This is a genomic window from Paenibacillus pinihumi DSM 23905 = JCM 16419, assembly GCF_000422505.1.
GTDB lineage: Bacteria > Bacillota > Bacilli > Paenibacillales > Paenibacillaceae > Paenibacillus_D > Paenibacillus_D pinihumi.
Genome location: NZ_AULX01000012.1, coordinates 1 through 19,888, shown reverse-complemented (window position 1 = coordinate 19,888; position 19,888 = coordinate 1). Strand labels below are relative to the sequence as shown.

The 19,888-nt window shown below is 49.2% G+C and carries 23 protein-coding genes and 1 riboswitch; of the genes, 6 read left to right on the top strand and 17 right to left on the bottom strand.

The genetic code is table 11. The features are described from left to right. Positions 1 to 2: 2 nt before the first annotated feature. The 4 genes from H583_RS0102645 to H583_RS0102630 form a co-directional block, all read right to left on the bottom strand. Positions 3 to 644 (bottom strand): nitroreductase family protein, encoded by a 642-nt coding sequence (locus H583_RS0102645; RefSeq protein ID WP_245585827.1) that lies wholly within the window; start codon positions 642 to 644, stop codon positions 3 to 5. Positions 645 to 786: 142 nt separating this feature from the next. Continuing rightward, the gene (locus H583_RS0102640) at positions 787 to 1,260 is read right to left on the bottom strand and encodes a MarR family winged helix-turn-helix transcriptional regulator (RefSeq protein ID WP_028559107.1); all 474 of its coding nucleotides are present in this window, start codon (positions 1,258 to 1,260) and stop codon (positions 787 to 789) included. Positions 1,261 to 1,528: 268 nt separating this feature from the next. After that, on the bottom strand, positions 1,529 to 2,725 hold the full coding sequence (locus H583_RS0102635; protein ID WP_028559106.1) for an MFS transporter: 1,197 nt from the start codon (positions 2,723 to 2,725) through the stop codon (positions 1,529 to 1,531). A gap of 56 nt (positions 2,726 to 2,781) precedes the next feature. Next, on the bottom strand, positions 2,782 to 3,063 hold the full coding sequence (locus tag H583_RS0102630) for an ArsR/SmtB family transcription factor (protein WP_028559105.1): 282 nt from the start codon (positions 3,061 to 3,063) through the stop codon (positions 2,782 to 2,784). A 182-nt stretch (positions 3,064 to 3,245) separates the two neighbouring features. Between H583_RS0102630 and H583_RS0102625 the strand changes: the two genes are divergently transcribed. Further along, positions 3,246 to 3,695, top strand: coding sequence for a universal stress protein (locus H583_RS0102625; RefSeq protein ID WP_028559104.1), 450 nt, complete (start codon positions 3,246 to 3,248; stop codon positions 3,693 to 3,695). Positions 3,696 to 3,819: 124 nt separating this feature from the next. Here H583_RS0102625 and H583_RS0102620 read toward each other — a convergent pair whose 3' ends face one another. Beyond that, positions 3,820 to 4,098, bottom strand: a complete 279-nt coding sequence (locus tag H583_RS0102620) for a hypothetical protein (RefSeq protein ID WP_028559103.1) — start codon at positions 4,096 to 4,098, stop codon at positions 3,820 to 3,822. Between the two features lie 17 nt (positions 4,099 to 4,115). Then, positions 4,116 to 4,931 carry an AraC family transcriptional regulator gene (locus tag H583_RS0102615; protein ID WP_051235890.1) on the bottom strand — a complete coding sequence of 272 codons (816 nt, stop codon included), beginning with the start codon at positions 4,929 to 4,931 and terminating at the stop codon, positions 4,116 to 4,118. Between the two features lie 129 nt (positions 4,932 to 5,060). Between H583_RS0102615 and H583_RS0102610 the strand changes: the two genes are divergently transcribed. After that, a complete protein-coding gene (locus H583_RS0102610) occupies positions 5,061 to 6,293 on the top strand; it encodes an MFS transporter (protein ID WP_028559101.1) in 1,233 nt (410 codons plus the stop codon). A 120-nt stretch (positions 6,294 to 6,413) separates the two neighbouring features. Here the strand turns inward: H583_RS0102610 and H583_RS0102605 are convergent, their stop codons facing one another. From H583_RS0102605 to H583_RS0102560, 10 genes are all read right to left on the bottom strand, one after another. Next, positions 6,414 to 7,136 (bottom strand): DNA alkylation repair protein, encoded by a 723-nt coding sequence (locus tag H583_RS0102605; protein WP_028559100.1) that lies wholly within the window; start codon positions 7,134 to 7,136, stop codon positions 6,414 to 6,416. Positions 7,137 to 7,285: 149 nt separating this feature from the next. After that, positions 7,286 to 7,867 carry an ATP-dependent Clp endopeptidase proteolytic subunit ClpP gene (gene clpP / locus H583_RS0102600; protein ID WP_028559099.1) on the bottom strand — a complete coding sequence of 194 codons (582 nt, stop codon included), beginning with the start codon at positions 7,865 to 7,867 and terminating at the stop codon, positions 7,286 to 7,288. After that, positions 7,864 to 8,424, bottom strand: coding sequence for a hypothetical protein (locus H583_RS0102595; RefSeq protein WP_028559098.1), 561 nt, complete (start codon positions 8,422 to 8,424; stop codon positions 7,864 to 7,866). Before H583_RS0102595 ends, clpP begins: the two co-directional genes overlap by 4 nt. Then, on the bottom strand, positions 8,421 to 8,837 hold the full coding sequence (locus tag H583_RS0102590) for a MerR family transcriptional regulator (protein ID WP_028559097.1): 417 nt from the start codon (positions 8,835 to 8,837) through the stop codon (positions 8,421 to 8,423). Before H583_RS0102590 ends, H583_RS0102595 begins: the two co-directional genes overlap by 4 nt. Before the next feature lie 178 nt (positions 8,838 to 9,015). Continuing rightward, on the bottom strand, positions 9,016 to 9,810 hold the full coding sequence (locus H583_RS0102585) for a helix-turn-helix transcriptional regulator (RefSeq protein ID WP_028559096.1): 795 nt from the start codon (positions 9,808 to 9,810) through the stop codon (positions 9,016 to 9,018). Positions 9,811 to 10,165: 355 nt separating this feature from the next. Next, positions 10,166 to 10,561 (bottom strand): hypothetical protein, encoded by a 396-nt coding sequence (locus tag H583_RS36455; RefSeq protein ID WP_154665786.1) that lies wholly within the window; start codon positions 10,559 to 10,561, stop codon positions 10,166 to 10,168. A gap of 40 nt (positions 10,562 to 10,601) precedes the next feature. Then, complete coding sequence (locus H583_RS37940; RefSeq protein ID WP_028559094.1) at positions 10,602 to 11,270, bottom strand: RHS repeat-associated core domain-containing protein; 669 nt, start codon at positions 11,268 to 11,270, stop codon at positions 10,602 to 10,604. Between the two features lie 139 nt (positions 11,271 to 11,409). After that, on the bottom strand, positions 11,410 to 12,705 hold the full coding sequence (locus H583_RS0102570) for a nucleobase:cation symporter-2 family protein (protein WP_028559093.1): 1,296 nt from the start codon (positions 12,703 to 12,705) through the stop codon (positions 11,410 to 11,412). 101 nt (positions 12,706 to 12,806) lie between these two features. Beyond that, positions 12,807 to 13,394 carry a xanthine phosphoribosyltransferase gene (locus H583_RS0102565; RefSeq protein ID WP_028559092.1) on the bottom strand — a complete coding sequence of 196 codons (588 nt, stop codon included), beginning with the start codon at positions 13,392 to 13,394 and terminating at the stop codon, positions 12,807 to 12,809. Positions 13,395 to 13,570: 176 nt separating this feature from the next. Beyond that, a riboswitch (purine riboswitch) is annotated at positions 13,571 to 13,674 on the bottom strand. A gap of 126 nt (positions 13,675 to 13,800) precedes the next feature. Continuing rightward, positions 13,801 to 14,217, bottom strand: a complete 417-nt coding sequence (locus H583_RS0102560; protein WP_028559091.1) for a DUF1284 domain-containing protein — start codon at positions 14,215 to 14,217, stop codon at positions 13,801 to 13,803. Positions 14,218 to 14,484: 267 nt separating this feature from the next. Between H583_RS0102560 and H583_RS0102550 the strand changes: the two genes are divergently transcribed. The 4 genes from H583_RS0102550 (at position 14,485) to H583_RS0102535 (ending at position 19,511) form a co-directional block, all read left to right on the top strand. Next, on the top strand, positions 14,485 to 15,510 hold the full coding sequence (locus H583_RS0102550) for a LacI family DNA-binding transcriptional regulator (protein ID WP_028559089.1): 1,026 nt from the start codon (positions 14,485 to 14,487) through the stop codon (positions 15,508 to 15,510). 293 nt (positions 15,511 to 15,803) lie between these two features. Beyond that, positions 15,804 to 17,195 carry an ABC transporter substrate-binding protein gene (locus H583_RS0102545; protein ID WP_028559088.1) on the top strand — a complete coding sequence of 464 codons (1,392 nt, stop codon included), beginning with the start codon at positions 15,804 to 15,806 and terminating at the stop codon, positions 17,193 to 17,195. 146 nt (positions 17,196 to 17,341) lie between these two features. Then, positions 17,342 to 18,424 (top strand): carbohydrate ABC transporter permease, encoded by a 1,083-nt coding sequence (locus H583_RS0102540; protein ID WP_028559087.1) that lies wholly within the window; start codon positions 17,342 to 17,344, stop codon positions 18,422 to 18,424. 1 nt (position 18,425) lies between these two features. Beyond that, complete coding sequence (locus H583_RS0102535; protein ID WP_028559086.1) at positions 18,426 to 19,511, top strand: carbohydrate ABC transporter permease; 1,086 nt, start codon at positions 18,426 to 18,428, stop codon at positions 19,509 to 19,511. A 121-nt stretch (positions 19,512 to 19,632) separates the two neighbouring features. Here H583_RS0102535 and H583_RS0102530 read toward each other — a convergent pair. Beyond that, the coding region (locus H583_RS0102530; protein ID WP_028559085.1) for a transposase at positions 19,633 to 19,888 on the bottom strand (256 nt) is incomplete at its 5' end.

The following is a 19,888-nucleotide window of genomic DNA, read 5'->3' as shown; positions in this document are numbered from 1 at the left end:
CCTTAAAATGTATCGTAGCTGACGAATTCGCCCGCCGGCTTGCGGTAGCCGCGCGGCCTTTGACCGGACGTATCTTCTTTGCCAAGCGTAATCATGAGGACAGGCACGTAGCTGTCCGGAATGTTCAAGGCGGAACTCAGCGCCTCTGGATCAAACCCGATCATCGGGCATGTATCCCAGCCCTTTTCCTTGGCAATAAGCATGAATAACATCGCCGACAAACTGGCATTTCGAATGGCTTCCTCCCGCATGAACGTATCCCCGCGGCCTTCATAGAAGCTTTCTACCGAGCTCACGGTCGATTCATATTCCTGCTTGCTCAAAACTCCCAGATGCAGCAATCCCTCGTTGATCCGGGCGGCGTCCTTGTATGCCTCTTTATTTCCGAGTACGACCAGCACTGCGGAAGCAGTCTGTACTTTATATTGCTTGAATGACGCTTCGTACACCTTCTGCTTCACTTCCGGGTTTTTTACGACAACATAATGAGAATGCTGCAAGTTAAAAGCGGAAGGGGCAAACTTCACCAGACTTAGCATCTCTTCCAATTCTTTCGTGGAAATCTCCACATCCGGGAGAAATTTCGAGGCGGATCGGCGCTCCTTCACCAAGTTTTCAAAATTCATCTCAATTTGCGTGCTCATCTTCATAATCTCCCTTCAATTTTCAAAAATGAATCATTAATTTTTATGAATTTTTATTAAATTAAAGAATCTTAAATTAAAGATATAATATTTAAAAATGCAATAGCCCATTCACCCTCTTTTTAAAAGAGGGTGCCAACTATCATACCGGATCATCTCCACTGCGTTTCCGCTGCTTAAAGCTCTCCTGGGCTGATCTTCCCAGCTTCTTGAGCAAAATAGAAGCCAATTGCTGCTCTTCCGCGGTCAGACCCGAAACTGCTTGTTGAATAACGAGCGCATGGCCGGGAAAAACATCCTCGATAAACTTTTTGCCCTGCTCGGTAACTTCGGCGTAGATCAGGCGGCGGTCCTCAGCGCACGACTTGCGCCGCACGAGCTCCTTTTTCTCCAGCTTATCTACGACGTAGGTAATATTGCCGCTGCTCATGAGCACCTTGCCGCCAATCTGCTGAATTGGCTGCTGCCCTTTATGATATAACAGCTCCAGTACCCCAAACTCGGTACGGTTGAGCCCATTGCTTCTAATATCCCGGTCCGCATGGGCATTCACCCATTGACTGGCTCTGGATAAAGCAATAAAAAGGTCGAGTGCTCCGGTTGTGGATTGCTCCATTCCCAACACCTCTTTTGCATTTAATTTCTGCATTTCAATTATCTTAATTTAAAGATAAAGGAAAACGGTGTAATTGTCAACTCTGCTTAAATGGAAGCCCAGCCTGGCTTATTTGACGATGTCCATATTGCTGACCGGTACTTTTAAATATTATGCAAAACGGCCTCCGCTCCCCGGGAATGAGGAGAAAGGCCGCTTACAGAACTTTTTCTGGTTTTTCCCTTTAGGGTCAGTGCGTTCCTTGCCCTGTACTCTCGTACAGCAGAATTTACAGGTTCTGTTTATCTGCTGCCGCTATTGCAACCTTCACTTCTGTCCGGGAACGGACGAAGCCCAGGGACACAAGGACGGTAAGCGCCGCAACTCCTACCCCTGCCCCGCCGATCCAACCAACTGCAGGCAGCGAGACCTGTTCCACCACGATGCCTCCGATACCGGCTCCCGCAGCCATTCCCAGCTGTACCATGGAAGTGTTCAGGCTGAGCATAATGCCCGATGCATCCGGCGCCATGCTTATCAAATTAACCTGCTGCGTCGGACCTGTCGACCAAGCCGAGAATGCCCACAGAATCAGCATCACCATCACAATCGAAGATGACTGGGCAAAGCTCGTCAGCAAGAATAAGATAGCAGAATGGAGCAGCAATCCGGTTACCAATGTACGGGGTGCTCCCCACCGGTCTGTACTAAAACCGCCCAATTGCGAGCCGAGGAGACTCGCCAGTCCGAATGCGAATAAGCCGATACTCACCATTCGTTCGCTCATCCCGGTTACTGTCAGCAGGAAAGGCGAAATATACGTATAAACAATCGAGTAGCCCAATATCCATAGGAAGGTAACCGACAAGGCCACCGCAATGCGTGAATTTTTAAGCAGAGCAAGCTGCGTCCGCAAAGGTACCGGAGCCTCTGCTGCGGATTTGGGAATGGTGAATAATATAAGCAGCATCGCTGCAAGACTCAGAACGCCTATGCCGGCAAAGGTCAGCTTCCAGTCATACGCGCCTGCAACGACTCTGCCGATAGGCACACCTACAATAAGAGCTACGCTAAAGCCCATAATAACGGTAGCAATCGCACTCCCTTGCTTGCCCGGCTGGGCGATTTTGGATGCCACCGTGAGCGCGACCACGATGAATACACCTGTGCTTAATGCCAGTACAATTCTGGAGACCAGCAACATTGCAAAGCCTGTTGTGAAAACTGCCATCGCATTTCCCAGGAAAAATAAAGCCAAAGCGACCAGCATCAGCTTTCTTCGTTCCATCCGGGCCGTCAGAGCCATGAGAACGGGCGTACCGAATGCATAAGCCAGCGAAAATACCGTGATGAGCTGACCTGCGGCAGCTACGGACACCCCAACATCTGCCGCTACAATGTCTAATATGCCGGCAATGATAAATTCTGACGTTCCAACCAAAAAGCTGATTACAGCCAGCATATAAATCTTCCATGAGTTTCTCATGACCTTGATTCTCTCCCTTTATATTTCTAGAAATATCGAAACAAAGAGTGAAAAAATTACGCCAATAAATACGGCGCATATTTCTCTGCGATATCCCGATTGACGCTATAGTAAATATAAGTGCCGTCTTTGCGGAGGTTCAGCAAGCCGCAATCTGTCAGCTGCTTCAGATGATGAGACAATGTCGAGCCGGCAATGGACTCCAGCCGTTCCCCAATGTCCGAGCAGCATAGATTGATCTCTTCGGTAAGCAATAGGGCGATCTTTATTCTTGTCGGCTCTCCCAATGCTTTATACACCTTGACGGCTTGCCCGATATCCGCTTGATTTTCTCTCATCTTCTGTTCCTCCTTCGTCCAGACTATATTTCCATAAGGATCGAAATAATACTAACATGTAAACTTTTAAATGTAAAGCCCATTACCTTGAACAAAATATGAGTACAATCGCCAGCTGGGAGAAAGTACCTGTGACAAATGTTGTCCAGGCGGGTAATAAAAATAAAAAGGAGTTGAGGCATATGTTTCATAACATTGTTGTTGCAATTGACGGGTCGGAAATCAGCCATCAAATACTGGAAACCGCTTTTCATCTGGCAAAAGAACAGCAATCTGAGCTAAGCATTATATATGTGGGCAAAGAAACAACTGCCGCTTCGGTCGCTTTTATCGGTATGGCTTATGTGCCGGAGGACTACTTTACTTCCATCAAGGAGAATGTCCGGCAAGAAGGCGAGCATATTCTCCAGAAGGCAGCTTCACTTGCGGAGGAAGCCGGCATTATCGGCGTGCAGACGTTCTATATGACGGGCGATCCCGCAGGGATGATTCTGGACTTTGCCGATAAGCACGGCAGCAACCTGATTGTGGTCGGAAGCCGCGGCTTAAGCGGAATCAAGGAGTTAATGCTGGGAAGCGTCAGTCATAAAATATCGCAATACTCCAAATGTCCCGTTCTGATTGTCCGATAAGGAAATAAATAGTCAAGGGCAGTTCCCGCGTTCAGGCTTGGAGCCTGGCACAGGGACTGCCCTTTTTGCAGGGAAATGAAGCTGCTTTTCCTGCAGCTGTCCGCACTGTTTGTGCTTGAATAGCCTAATCCAAATACCCCGCAACGCCCTTCTTGATAAGGAAATCCATCTCGGTCTCCAAAATCGTCTCCACGGTCAGCTCGTCCAGCTTGACGTCAGAGCGGCTGACCACATAGTCCACCAGCTCATCAATATCCACATCGACCTCACCCTTGGAATCTTCCTGCTGGGCGTTGATATAGGCCTGTTCGTGCTTCAACACGAGCTTGATTTCAACTGCCTGTGCTTGTGTCTTGTCCGCGATAAACTGAATTAGCTCCTGCTCATTGTACTGCTCACTCATATCGGTTTTGCTCCTTTTTAATGGGTTTGAAGACGATATTGCTCCGGGGTTACCCCGGTTGATTTCATAAACACTCTATAAAATTGGCTTGTGCTGGAGAACCCCAGTCCGAAGCTAATTTCTGTAATGGTCACTGACGAGTATCGCAGTTGTTTCCTGGCTTCCTCCATACGCAGTCTGAGTACATATTGATATGGGGTCATTCCCGTTAGCGATTTGAAGGACCGGATAAAATGAAACCGGCTTTGCAGGGCGACGGCTGCCAGCTCATCGATACTCACCTGGTCAATGTAATGGGCATGAATATAATCCAGCACCCGGTGCAGGTGCCCGTCTCCATCTTTTCCTGTACATGCACCCTTCCCCGCAGTCTCTTTCTCCAATTGACCGCTTCCCCAAATCAAGCGATGTACGTATTCGAGCATCTGCCCTTCCTTTTCCTCCATTTCCAGACGATCTGAAGGCTCGACTGTAAACAGGGAGGACGTCCATTGCTGCAAAAAAACGGACAGCTCTGACGGATTGAAGCGATACCGCTGTTCAAGCTCAGGAGGGTTAAGCGCATTTGACGGATGGAGACTGTGGTCATTTATTTTGAAAATGATGACTTTGTCCTCCGGACCCAAATGAAAGGAGTGGCGGTCCTGAGGATTCAGCACCAGCCCATCCCCGGCCGCAAGCGCCAACTTTCTGTTCTCATGTACAAAGTGGCAACTGCCGCGGAGCGGAACGGTAATCTGATAATGCTCCTCATGATAGTGAGGCATATTCTCAAAGCTGCTCTCAATACTGTGCAGCTCTATGTGCGGAAATATAATTTGCATGTGCATCATCTTTCACCCTCCGTCCATTATAGCAAAAATTGCTCAATATCCAAGCAACATTCACAACGACAGCATTGCCCTCATTCCGCTACGATAAATCCTATCGAAAATAAACTTCAAAAGAAAGGATGCTCAACCATGTCACAAACAACTGTCGCTTCTACAGTAAAGACGACGCAGACAACGGCGATGACGGTGTTGCTGGGTGTCAGCGCCGCCCATCTGCTGAATGATGCCATGCAGTCGGTTGTACCAGCGGTCTTTCCGTTATTTCAACAAAATCTGCAACTAAGCTTTACCGAGGTCGGATGGATTGCCTTTACGCTCAACATTACGGCCTCTATTTTACAGCCTCTGATCGGCTACTGCACAGACCGGCGTCCGATGCCGTTCTTGCTGCCCGTCGGCATGCTGTTCACCCTGCTTGGAATGATCGGACTGGCCTTCGCTCCTACATTCGCCATGCTGCTGCTCGCCTCCGCCCTGATCGGGGTCGGCTCATCGGTTCTCCATCCGGAATCCTCGCGCGTTGCACATCTCGCGGCAGGCAAGGGCAAAGGCTTCGCCCAATCAGTCTTCCAGGTAGGGGGCAATTTTGGGCAGGCGCTCGCACCGCTAATGGTCGTCTTCATTATCATGCCTATCGGACAAATCGGATTCTTGTGGTTTACACTGCTTGCTCTCATCGGGATTGTGCTGCAGTCCGCCATTGGCAAATGGTACGGCAGACAGCTGCGTGAACGGGCCGCAAAACCTAAGAGCAGGAGTACGGCTGCGCCAGCAAAGTCGTTCAGCAAGCCATTCATCGGTTATGTGCTGGCGATTCTGATTCTGATGCTCTTCTCCAAATTTGTCTATTTGGCCAGCATGACAGGCTACTACGCCTTTTATTACATGGGGAAATTTGGACTGCCGCTCTCCAGTGCCCAAATTTGCCTGTTTGCGCTGCAATTCGCGGGCATGGCCGGCACCTTTATCGGGGGGCCGCTGGCCGATCGCTTCGGGAGACAGAAGATTATCTGGTTCTCCATACTGGGAACAGCACCGTTCTCACTGCTTATGCCTTACGCGGGACCAGTCACCTCAGTTCTGCTCTGTATCGCGATCGGTCTGATATTGATGTCCGGCTTCTCCGTCATTATCGTCTACGCCCAGGAGCTGCTGCCGGGTCATGTTGGCACGGTCGCCGGATTATTCTTCGGTCTCTCATTCGGGCTTGCCGGGCTCGGATCGGTGCTTATGGGCTGGCTCATGGACACACATGGAGTCACTTCCATGATTCAATGGTGCTCCTTCCTGCCGCTGCTCGGGCTCTTCGCCCTGCTGCTGCCCAAGGATTCCGTCATTATGGGTGGAGCTGCCGCCAAATAAGCTAAGCTAATAGGGAATGCAAGACCAGAATCGCAAAGAGGCCGTCACCTGAAGCATGTTACTGCTGCGGGGTTGGACGGCTTTTTGTATTAGGCATAACTTATCGGCAGCCCTTCTTTTTTAGCAAATGCAGGTTTTGCGTTTCTTGCCTACAGTGCCCCGCTGCTCCACCTTCTCAATATAATCGGCTGCCAGCGGAACCTTGCAGGCTGTCTGGCCGACATCAACATGCACTTTGCCAATCCGGCGGGCAGTATCCTTGGCGAGTTCATTCAGATCCTGTACATAAGTGCCCACAGAAATCACGAACCCGTTCATCGTATAACGGACCCGGTTGCGCTCTTCATGAATGGTATGGCCCGCCTGCTCCAGCAATAGGGTGATCTCCTCTTGATCCAGCCGTTCATCCGGAGTTATGGATAAGTAATTCGCGTAGGCGCTCCAGCCGGATGCGGCTACCATCTCCTCATCCGATTGCATCCATTCCAGCGCAAGCTCGCGGGCGTACGGACTTTCAGCAGCGGCACTTGCTACCGTATATTCGGCCAGCATGTACCAATACGCTCTTCTAGCCCAATCATGCAGCCGCTCTTTGGAGATTGCCTTGGGGTCAATCGTCAGTCCAGCCAAATACATCGCATCCGAATTGCCGGTATCATACAAATCATAGACGAGCTGCTGATTTTTCTTGACGCTGCGGACCAGTTTTTTCAAATCCCCGACCCGAACGCCAAACAACGGCTCCTGTGCGCCATGGCGGATAAAGGTCTTTTTTGTCTGCTCATCCCCCAGCTTTGCCAGTTCGGCCATTATTTCCGTCAATGCAGGATCAGATTGCTTCATAGTATCCGTTTGCACCTCCACAGCTCATATTTTCCTTTAACCCCATCGTACACCAAAATCAAATACAGAAGTCGTAGCAATACTTGCTAAAATCGAAGACGTCCTATGCCCGGTAGAGCCTAGCGGCATTTTCGCCGTATTTACAGCTCTCAGGCAGAAGCCAGCACACCATCAATAATGCCGTATTCCGCTGCTTCCTCCGCAGACATGAAGCAGTCGCGATCTGTATCCTTAGAAATCCGCTCCAGCGGCTGCCCGGTATGCGCAGACAGCATGGCATTCAGACGTTCGCGCAGCCTGATAATTCGTCTGGCGCCAATCTCAATATCAGATGCCTGGCCTTGAGCGCCGCCAAGCGGCTGATGAATCATAATTTCACTATTGGGGAGCGCGTAGCGCTTGCCCTTCGCACCACTGGCGAGTAAAAAGGCGCCCATAGATGCCGCCAGTCCGACACACAGTGTGCTTACCTGTGCCTTCACATGCTGCATCGCATCATAAATCGCCAGACCCGAAGTAACCGATCCTCCCGGACTGTTAATATACAACTTGATCTCCTGCTCCGGGTCCTGGCTGTCCAGATACAGCAGCTGCGCAATGATGCTGTTCGCAAGTTCATCGTCAATAGAACCCGAAAGCATAATGATGCGATCCTGCAGAAGACGGGAATAAATGTCGTAAGACCGTTCTCCCCGGCTCGACTGCTCTACAACATAGGGTACGAGATTCATCCGGCGTATCCTCCCTCAATCCGGTATTTGCGCTCCAGCTCGGACATGGTTGAAGGGAGCGCCAGACCGTGCAGTGCCTGCTGGTATGCATTTAAGAATGGCTGCTCTTCTTCATCCGCCACAAGCTGAATGCGATTCACTTTCTCCACAATATCCGCATTCACACAAGCTTCGTCGATCTCATCTTCCTCAGCAATCGCAAGGGTCAGCTCCTGCTCCCAGCGGCTAGGCCGTCCGCCCTCATCCGTACCGGACAGTGAGATTATCAGCGTCCGGCTGCCACACGGAACCGGCGAGGTCGTGAACAGCTCAAAAACCATCTCACATTCCGTATCACCCGGTACAATATCGAACATTGTTTTCCCCTCATCAGAGGCTGAGGCTGGCAGTCTTTTCACATACAAGCCCGGAGGAACGACTAATTGCAGCTTCATTTTACAGGGCAGGGAAGGTTTCTCTGTCTTCCGGGCAGTTGTCCACGGCCCAAGCTGCAACCACAAATGAGTCAGTCCTTCCTCATTTTCCAGCATCGTCTTGGTCAAGCCGCTTTTGATCATGACTGTTCTCCCTTCATCATTTTCGTAACGGTCTCAATGACTCTGGACCGGAGCGCAGCATCCATGCGGGGACTGACAGACAGAATCAGGTCCTCGTTGATTACAACCGTATCATTGTGAATCAGTTGTCCGGACTGATAGAGCCTCAAGCTCTCTCCGATTTTAGCCACCTCTTCTGTCGTAAGCCCATTCAACTTCTCAGCAACAGCCGCCAGCGTATCTCCACTCTTGGTCAGCGTAAGAATCGCCCTAAAGTAATGAAGATGCGTCTTTGTGTACACCCTTTTGTTGCCTGCCAGCTCCAGCGGCGGGACAAGTCCGATTTGAGTGTAATAACGAACCGTCCGCAGATTCATCTGTGGTTCATCCTGTTGAAGAATATCTGCCAGTTGCTTGGCTGTATAGATTTCCATTGAATTATCACACCTTTACACTTTAGTGTGTTAATTACACTACACTGTATTAGTTACACTTTACTGTAACTAAAAACAAAATGCAAGCTCATGAGCCTGCATTCCTGGAAAAAGTATTATATGATGTGTGACCATCCTATCTATAGTATGGCTCATATAAATCAGACATGGACCCCATTCAACAGCCTGCGGGCTGGCGGACCCGGCTTAAGAAACGGTTCATCAGTAACGGGAGTGAAATCAGGATCGGCGGGTCGTCAAGCCGCGGCGGATACAGCATGATATCCAGCGGAGGAACCTTTGTGTAAGGCTGCACAATAATCGGCGTTCTTGAGCGGGTGCGGAGAGTAGCCTGGGGGAGCATAATATCCGCAGCCTGTGTCCCCCATGAAATCGTAGTCGCCATCAGATAGTATGTCCCCGGCTTTACATGCGTGAAGCGGAAATCTCCTAGCGAGGACAGCAGCGTACCGTACAGCGGCAGGCCTTCCGGAATCGGTCTGGCGAACAAACCGATTAGAATTACGCCTTGAAAAGGGGTCTCTGCACGGATGATTCCTTCCACCGTTAAAGAAGGACTTAATACCAACTCCGGTTCCTTCCAATTCGTAAGCTGCTGCAGGGAGCTCAAATGCTGGCCTGCCTGCTGTCTATAGTTACGAAAATTGGCTGGAGTTAACCCGACTCTTTCCGTGAATCGTGTAGTAAAGGTTCCGAGGCTCTGCTGTCCAATTTCAAGCCCAATGTCCCGAATGTTCATATTTGTATGAAGCAGCAGGTCCTTGGCCTTTTGCAGCCTGAGGGCGGAAATATAATAATGAGGGGAGAGACCCATTCTCTCCTTAAAGATTCGGGTAAAATGGTATGGGCTATAAGCTGCATACGCCGCCAGTTTGGCAAGTGGAAGAGGATCAAAGATATGTTGATGAATATAGGCGATGACACCTTCTATTTCCGCATACCGGCCGCTCATGACTTGCACATCACTCCTTTTAATGATAGGAACAAACGTTCCTGTTTATTCTATCATAATTCTTTTGGAGCGGGAATGATAAATTTATTTTCATGTTTAAATCCGGTATTTTAGAGTTCCTCAATAAAAAACAACCGTCAATAGGCTGGTCCAAATAGCCGTCGACGGTTGAGACAGTTCATTTTATCTAGCCCCTACATTTACCTTGCCAAGCAAGCCCAAAACAATAATCGCAACACATACCACCAATGTAATATAACCTGAAAGGCGATAGCGCTTTACAGCACTTTTAGTCGGTTTTTTTCTGAGCGTATTTATACCTGTCAGTCTAACGGCTTGTTCGGGAAAAAAGATACTATGCAAACTGAATAATACTACAGGCAAAGTAATTAAAATAATGACTAACTTCTCGTTCATTTTTTCCTCCTCGTAAATGCCTCTCCCATTCAGAAGCAGTCATAGGATATGAATGATTAGACTGTAAGGATATCTTTATTTCAATAGGTTCATAACCTAATAGAAAGTCACCACTATACATTGGGATTTCAGTTAGAACGCCTACACCACCGCCTATAATTCCTTTAAGATTTCCATTATCGACATTATAGCTTAATCCTCCTTCAATAATCATAAAGCTTGGGAGTTGCATTGAATTACTAATAGAAGCAGTGCGTTTTCCAGTTGAACCTATTGCCACTCCCCCTGTAAGGGTTGCACTTGCACCTATCTTACCATTCACTCCCAAATTCAAAGTGAAAATAAAATCTCCATCTTGTATTTTAGCAGCCGCACTAGCAGAACCTATAAACGAATACAGAAACTTCACCTTTAGTATATGTTTGGACAACAGAATTACCTTTATGAGGAGTTACTTGTTTATTGGCCGAAACGCTGCTACGTCCTCCATTAATAAAATCTATTCTAGTCACAGAATTTGCATATTGTAGTCTTATTTTGTTTGCATTATCATGTGCTTGTTGCATTGCATACTGCAACCATGCTTTTTCATAACTGTTTAAATACTTCAAGTCATCTGGATTACATCTAGGTTTAATATTTTTATCGATTTCCATTGCATGTCCTGAAGGGTCTATATATTTCAAAGGGTTATTTACAACATACGTATACAAGTTGAGAGATAAGGGATTGTTCAATTCTCCTTCATAGGCATCCTGACTAATAAATCTACCAATACCCGGGTCATACCATCTCGCCCTGAGATATTGTAATTCTGTACTATTATCCCAATACTCTCCAGAGTAACGGAATAGATTTTCCACCCTTTCAACGGTTACTATCGGTCTTCCCCAAATGTCATATTCATACTGGTTAAGAGGTATACGATCTGAGTTGTAAATTGCCACAATATCTCCGTGACCATCTTCATGCAGAAATTCCGGGCCTTCAGCCCCTGTTCTGCACAGGGATGCGATAAGACCTGGATCATGAATACTTGCCAACAAAAAGTGCACCGGGCTCAATATCAAAAAAAGTAGCGATGCAACTGAGTTCAGGCTTTAAGGCTGCATTCAGGAATGAACGGCAGCTCACAGCTTGTTCTTCGAGCATCGCTACTTCTAATGTTATTGCCAATTAAGTCTAAGATACTTTTTTGATTTCCACCGGCTCCGCTTCAATTTCTTGTTTGGACAAGAACAGATTCAGCGCAATCGCCGTCAGAGACCCGGAGACGATGCCGTTTTGCAGCAGCATCTTCGCGAAATCCGGAAGCTGGTCGAACATTTGCGGCAGCGTAGCCGAACCAAGTCCGACCGCAATACTGCAAGCGGCGATCATCAAGTTGTTGCCCTTGCGCAGGTCGACCTCGGACAGAATGGAAATACCTGCTGCGGCTACAGATCCGAACATCACGATCATCGCGCCGCCCAGCACCGCATTCGGGATGACCGTAGTCAGCGCGGCCAGCTTCGGCAGCAGACCCAGCACGAGCATGATGCCCCCGGCTGCGAAGATGACATCGCGGGACTTCACACGGGTCAGCGAGATCAGGCCGACGTTTTGTGAGAATGCCGTGTACGGGAAAGCATTGAATATCCCGCCCAGCATGATAGCCAGACCCTCGGAACGCAGACCGCCCACAATTTGGCGCTGCTCAACCTTCTGGTCGGTCGCTTTACCAACGGCGAGATATACGCCTGTGGATTCCACCATGCTGACGATATTAACAATAATCATTGTAATAATTGCTGTGATGCTAATTTGCGGAATACCGAAGTAAAACGGCTGAGCGATACTTACCAAGCCCGCTTCGCCAACTGCAGAGAAGCTGACAATGCCCATCGCATACCCTGCTGCCGTTCCTGCTGCAAGTCCGATCAGTACGGAGATGGCGCGAATAAAGCCTTTTGTAAAGCGGTTCACCAGCAAAATAGTAACCAGAGTACCCAGTGCCAACAGCAGATTGCTTGGTGCACCAAAGTCTGGCGAACCCTGGCCGCCAGCAGCATTGTTCATGGCTACCGGAATCAGCGATAAACCAATAATGGTGACGACTGATCCTGTAACAACCGTAGGGAAAAACTTAAGCAGTTTTCCATATAACGGAGCAGCTAAAATAACGAATATACCTGATATAATGATGGCCCCGTAAGCTGTAGCCAAATTCGAGGTTGAAGCAATTGCAATAATTGGCCCTACTGCTGTAAAGGTACATCCGAGCACGACCGGAAGGCCGCTGCCGAAATACTTTGTACCCATAACCTGCAAAATAGTCGCCAGACCGCAGGTAAATAAATCTGCGGCAATCAGATACGCCATCTGTGTCTCTGACAGGCCAAGCGCTCCGCCGACAATAATCGGCACGATTACAGCACCGGCGTACATCGCCATCACATGCTGGAATCCTAAGGTAATGACTTTCTGTTTGCTAAGCATTGTAGACTCTCCCCATTCTATATATCAGGAATATCCAATATTCCCGGTAAAGCGCAAATCAGATCCGTCAAGCCTGAGTGCAGGCGAGATGCCAACTGCGCTTATTTCACCACTGCTTCTTCCACAAAATGAACCACTCCCGGTGCCATCGACGCAATGCGGGCCAGTGAATGCACCTCTACGCCTTTGGCCTCCAGCAGACCGCGTCCTTCCTGGAAGCTCTTCTCAATAACACAACCTACGCCGGCGAGCTCTGCACCCGACTCCTTGACAATATCAACGAGACCGACAAGCGCCGCTCCGGTAGCCAGGAAATCATCCACGATCAATACCTTGTCCTCAGGTCCCAGATATTTTTGCGAAATACTGACTTGATAGCTCTCTTGTCTGGTAAACGAATAGACCGGCGCGGAATAGACCTTCTCGGCAAGTGTGACCGCCTTTTTCTTCTTCGCATAAATAAACGGCACATCCAGCGCAATTCCTGCTGCCATTGCGAACTGGATACCGCTCGCTTCAATAGTCAGCACCTTCGTAATCGGCCTGCCGGCAAAAATGCGCGCGAACTCCCGCCCAATCTCCAGTGCAAGCCGGGTGTCCACCTGATGATTGAGGAATGAATCGACCTTCAGCACCGTATCCGACAGTATCAAGCCTTCCTCACGTATGCGTTCCTGTAATACTTTCATTCTCTTCTCTCTCCTTTTGGAAAATCAAAAAAAGGACAGACTCCTTGAGTAATTTCTTCTCAAGTGAAGTCTGTCCTGCCGGGTTATTATCCCTTGCGGTGCAACATAAAATGTAACACAAAACAGTATCCGCAACGCGGATCCTCTGCCCTGCCGCTGACGTCAGGGTAAAAAAAACCAGTTGCGCTTTCACTCATAGTCGGATGATTGCAGTGGTCATCCGGTAGAAACTTATGGGCCATATTCCCAAAATTATACGAGTTATATGAAGTTTTACTTTGTATCCGGCTTATATTTACCTTGTATATAGTACACTCTCTCTCCTGGTGTTTCAAGAACAAATTTATGCTTGTCCTCGTCGCGGCAGCGGGCAATAAGAACTGGGAATCATAGACGTTAACAATATTTAGGGAAGCTCGCGAAGCGCGCCGAAATGGCGAATATGGCTGACTCCCTCCCGGCATAGTCCAAGAGGCTCCCATCGGCAGTCCGAGCATAATGTCCGGATGTCGTCCGGCTGCACAAGGGCTGCTGCATGCAGAATCTCCGTCCAGGTCATGGCATGCCCGATTTCAATACCGACAGCATGCAGAATCTCCCGGTCCTTCCGGTACACGGATTGATTTTGGCAATGATGCGGCTGATCCGGCGGAAAAGCGCGGCAAATATCATCCGGCCCTTCAATAATTTCGATGACCGTATCCGGCTGTGTACGCAATGATTCATAGATTTTGGTCATATTTGCGCAAAAATTCTCCGAGTATCCCTTCCCCCGGTATCCGAGCAAGCACAAAATATGATGGCCCCGCAGCATAATAGCCATCTCATCCACCTTCCTTTTGTTAACCTTATATAAACCATAATAGTTAACAATTGTACAGAAGTAAATGTTTGTTCTTTTTTGAATACCGTTTACCGGCAAAGTTTAAAAATAAACAGGCATCATCTTCGAAGAAAAACTGGATAAATCCGGTTGTCAATCTTGATAATAATGGATATAATAACTTTGAAAAGCTTTTCAGAAAAGGTTTTCAAAGTTATTATACACTTTTATTTCATGATAAGGATTAAACCGGGAAGGCGTGTTTTGATGAAAGCTACCATTCGTGATGTGGCCAAATACGCTAACGTTTCCATCAGCACCGTATCCAGAGTCATGAACGCTCCGGATACGGTCGCCGAGGAGAAACGCAGCCGTGTACTGGAGGCGATTGAGGCCCTCCAATACCAGCCGAATGCATTTGCAAGAGGATTAATATACAAGAAATCCGATACCATCGGCGTTATGATACCGGATATCGAGAATCCCTATTTCGCCGGACTGATCCGGGGGATGCAGGATGCCGCTGTCAAACTGAACCACTCGCTGATGATCTGCAATACCGACCGTGACAAGAAGCGGACAATTGCTTATGTACAAAGTTTTTTTGAGAAGCAGGTGGACGGCTTCATCTTCGCCAGCGACTCCCTCCACAAGGAATATTACGAGGAGATGGAGCGCTATCATCTGCCATTCGTCCTTGCCTCTACCAATGCGCCGGAATATAACATTCCCTCCGTCGACATCGATGATGAACAGGCAGCCTTTGAAGCGGTAAGACACTTGATTGCTTCCGGACACCGTAATATTGGCATGATCAACATGCCGCTTGACCGAACCATCTCCGGCCAGCCGCGCTACGAAGGATTTCACCGTGCATTAGAAGAGGGAGGACTTCATCACTGCAAGCCTTATGTAGAATATGCCGAGCACCGTTATACCGATGCCTATGAAGCCGCAGCGCGCCTGTTCGCACAGCATCCCGAATTGACAGCCGTATTTGCAGCCTCCGATGAATTTGCCATGGGGACGATCTCTTATTTGCGCGATCAGGGGAAATCCGTACCCGGTCATGTATCGGTAATTGGCTTTGATAACATCCGCATGGCTGAAATGTTCATCCCAAAACTGACCACCATCGAGCAGCCGACCTATGAAATCGGCTACCGCAGCGTACAAATGCTTCACGAGCTGATTACAAAAGGAAAAGTCAGGGTATTAAGAGAAAAGCTCCCTCACCGCCTAATCGTCAGAGAATCTACTGCCATACATATTCATCCCGTCCATGTCGATTAAACTTAGTCATTGTTCTTGCGGGGAAGCAGCATTGTTTGCCACTCCGCTCCCCTCTACAGATTTGCGGAATAGCTGCTGACACCTGAATCTGAAAAGCTTTTCACAACTAATGTAAGCGCTATTTATAGACAAAGTAGTATTTTTATCCATAATTGAGCATGAAAATTCAATGATATTAAGCCAGGGAGGTGATGACCTGCACCAGGTCGCATAAGCATGTAGTTCCTGATGATACAAAGCGGGTTTTCTCAAAAGGACTTATATTTATCCATCTAAGAAAGGGTTGAGGTCTCATGCAATACAAACCAAAAAGAAGCTCGATGCTGATCTTGATTATGATGCTGGCATTCTCCCTGACACTGACAGCTTGCGCAGGCAAGGGCAACAACACGCCGGCTGCTCCTGAACCGGGCAAAGAGAACAATCAGACAAACGGCAATACCGGAGCTGACGGAGATTCTGCGCTGGCAAAAGCACTCAACGGGGAATTCAAAGGGAAAAAGGTCACCATGTTCGGACCGTTCACGGATGCGGACGAGGTCAAGTTCAATGAGAGCAAAAAAGCGTTTGAGGAAAAAACAGGAATTGAAATTGCCTACGAAAGCTCCAAAGAGTTCGAAGCGACGATTTCTGTACGCGTCAACGGCGGCAATGCCCCTGATATTGCCGACTTCCCGCAGCCGGGACTGCTGGGCAACTTTGTTAAGGAAGGCAAGGTCATTGATGTATCCTCCTTCCTTAGTGATGAATATCTCAAGAAGCAGTACAACCAGAGCTGGCTGGATATGGCGAGCATGCCAGGACCAAATGGCGATATTCAGGCAGGCGTCTGGGCCCGCAGCAGCGTAAAAAGCCTGGTTTGGTACAACAAAAAGGAATTTGAGGCTGCCGGCTACACCATTCCAAAAACATGGGATGAGCTGATGGCGCTGAGTGATCAAATTGCCAAGGACGGTGATCCGGCCTGGAGCATCGGTATTGAAAGCGGGACAGCAACCGGCTGGACAGCAACGGATTGGCTGGAGGATATCATGCTCCGCACGACTACACCTGAGAATTACGACAAATGGGTGAACGGCGAGCTGCCGTTTACAGACCCGATTGTGAAAAATGCGGTGGAGAAAATGTCTGAAATCTGGTTCAACGAGGACTATGTGTACGGTGGACGCAAGTCGATCGCAACGACATCTTTCGGTGATTCAGCCAAAGTGTTATTCGACAACCCTCCTAAAGCGTGGCTGCACCGCCAGGCCGGATTTGTTACGAGCTTCTTCCCGGAAGGACTCACTGCCGATGATTACGACTGGTTCCCGTTCCCGTCCATTGATTCGCAATATGGAACACCTGCTTTGATCTCAGGCGACATTTACGCTATGTTCAATGACCGCCCTGAGGTTCGCGCTGTTATAGAATACTTCACAACCGGCGAGTCCCTGAAAACATGGATTCAAAGCGGTGGCGTTACGGCCCCGATGAATGATGCTGATCCGTCCTGGTACGCCAATGATCAGGAGCGCCGCATGGCCGAATTTGTGCAGAATGCAGACACGATCCGCTTCGACGGCTCCGACCTGATGCCAGGCGCAGTAGGCGCGGGTACGTTCTGGAAAGGCATGACCGACTATATCACCGGTACAGTCGATCTGGATACAGCCTTGAAGGAAATCCAGTCGGGCTGGAAGTAATATAACGCTCCCGGATATCTGCTGATCCGCTTTCGCCGCGGGCAGGGACGAAACATTTCAAAGCCTGATGTTCCGGCGAAGTTGATAGAGGTATCCGGGACCTCTATGACTCTGAAGCATATTGCATACAAGAAGGAGGGTTCGTTATGGAGTTACAGGCTAAAAAGGGCAATACTCTGCGTTTGCTGTTGCTTTCCCTGCTTGTGCCTGCCTTGAATGCAGCCATTCACGGGCTGTTTTTCTTCCTCTTCCGCGACGCCGGGCTCCATCCGATTCTGAACGCGATTGTCGCGGTCATCTGGGGTGCGTTTGGCATTTATTTTATTTACTACTCGATGAACTGGGTAGTCGAGCAATATCCGGATCAATGGAAGCGGAGAGTTTTGCCCTTTATATTTATCGGACCAGCCGTGCTGCTGCTGGGCTGGCTGCTGGTATTCCCTACGATACGCACGCTGTACCTGAGTTTCTTTGACAGCAATTCGGCCAACTTTGTCGGTCTTGCCAATTATGCCGCCGTCTTCACCGACCGCCTGTTGGTTATGGCGCTGCGCAACAACCTGCTGTGGGTATTCTTCGGTACGCTCGCCTGTGTCAGCCTCGGGCTGCTGATCGCGATTCTCGCAGACCGGAGCAGCTTCGAAAAGCTCGCCAAAGGGCTGATTTTCATGCCGATGGCCATTTCATTCGTGGCAGCGGGCGTTATCTGGAAATTTATTTACTACTATCAGCCGGGGCATGAGCAGATTGGATTGCTGAACGCCATCGTTGTCTCCCTTGGGGGCGAGGCGCAGGCCTGGCTGAGTATGATTCGTCCGTGGAATAACCTGTTCCTGATCGCCATCCTCATCTGGATGCAGACCGGGTTCGCCATGGTTATTTTCTCCGCCGCGATCAAGAGCATTCCGGAATCAATTCTGGAAGCTGCACGCATGGACGGCGCGGGGGAAATCCGCATTTTCTTCAGCATTATGATTCCCTATATCTCCGGCACGCTGCTCTCGGTTACGACCACAATTATCGTATTTACACTGAAAATATTCGATGTCGTCATGATTATGACAGGCGGACAATACGAGACGGACGTTGTGGCGACGCAATTTTACCGGCAGCTGTTCATGTTCCAAAACACAGGCTATGGCTCGACGCTGGCGATTGTGCTTCTGATTGCGGTCATTCCGGTCATCATCATCAATCTGCGCCAGTTCCGCAGAGAGGGGGGCTTCTAACATGCGCCGCAAAAGCCGCAAATCCAAATGGCTCGTTAACACCGTGCTGGCGATTATATGCCTGATCTGGACGATTCCTACACTGGGGCTGCTTGTCTCCTCAATCCGGCCTGCTGCGGATATTCTGTCCACCGGATGGTGGAAGGTCATTCCGCACCGTGGCTGGACAACGGCCGAACAGCTTCAGCTTCCGAAGGACACCGATCTGCGGAAACCGATAGCGATTCAAGACAAAACCTATACGGACGATGAGCTTCGTAGCGGTGTCGAGGCGGACGGCAAGCGCCTGATCTGGGAAAACCGCCGCGCACGATTGATCAACGTTCAGGAGAAGGCCTGGACCTCCCATATGGAGTTCACGACCCAAAACTATGAGACCGTACTCGGCGGGAAGAACTATTCCATCACGATGCCGGACGGCAGCACCAAGACGGAAAAGGGCAGCGGAATGGGACAATCCTTTTGGAATACGCTGGCAGTAACCGTCCCCGCTACGATTATTCCAATATTCATCGCTTCCTTCGCCGCCTATGCCTTCGCCTGGCTGCGGTTCCCGGGCAGGCGGACGATGTTCGTCATTGTCATTGCATTGCTGGTTGTGCCTATGCAGGTAGCACTTATTCCGATTCTTAGGGATTACACCTCACTCGGATTGAACGGGACCTATTTTGGCATCTGGCTTGCGCATACCGCATTCGGCCTGCCGCTGATTACGTACTTTATGTATACGTCGATCAGCCAGCTTCCAAAGGACCTGTTCGAATCAGCCTTTATTGACGGCGCATCGAACTTTACGATCTTCAGCAGGCTGATTCTGCCGCTGTCCGTGCCTGCACTCGCTTCCATCAGCATCTTCCAGTTCCTCTGGGTATGGAACGACTATCTGGTATCGCTGATCTTCCTGGGCAGCAGGCCGGAGGTACAAGTAATGTCGATGAACATCGCCAACCTCGTCGGCTCCCGAGGCAATGACTGGCACTTGCTGACGGCGGCCGCCTTTATCTCCATGCTCATGCCGCTCACCGTGTTCTTCGCTCTTCAGAAATATTTTGTACGCGGCATGCTGGGCGGATCAGTGAAGGGATAAACAGAAAACCAGCTAATACTTTGTCAATAGGCGGTTTTATTAGACAGCTGTTTTTGTTATACTGAATTCAACGCATGACAAACAAACCTCCACCTCATGGAAGTTTGTGGAAGAAAAGGCTTTAAGAAGCGAAAGGTTGCCGTTTTCTAAGCATAGCGTAGACGTGATGTAATACCTTGTTGGCGCAAGCAATCACGGCTACCTTATGGGGCTTACCTTCGCTTCTTTTCTTGTCGTAATACGCTCTTAGGAGGGGATTCAAGCCCTTCCTTAACCCGCATATGACCACCAGATAAGCAGCTCTGCGCAAGCGTTTTGAGCCCCGTTTCGTGATTCTATTTTCACTTGCCGTAAACTTCCCGGAACTAAAAACGCTT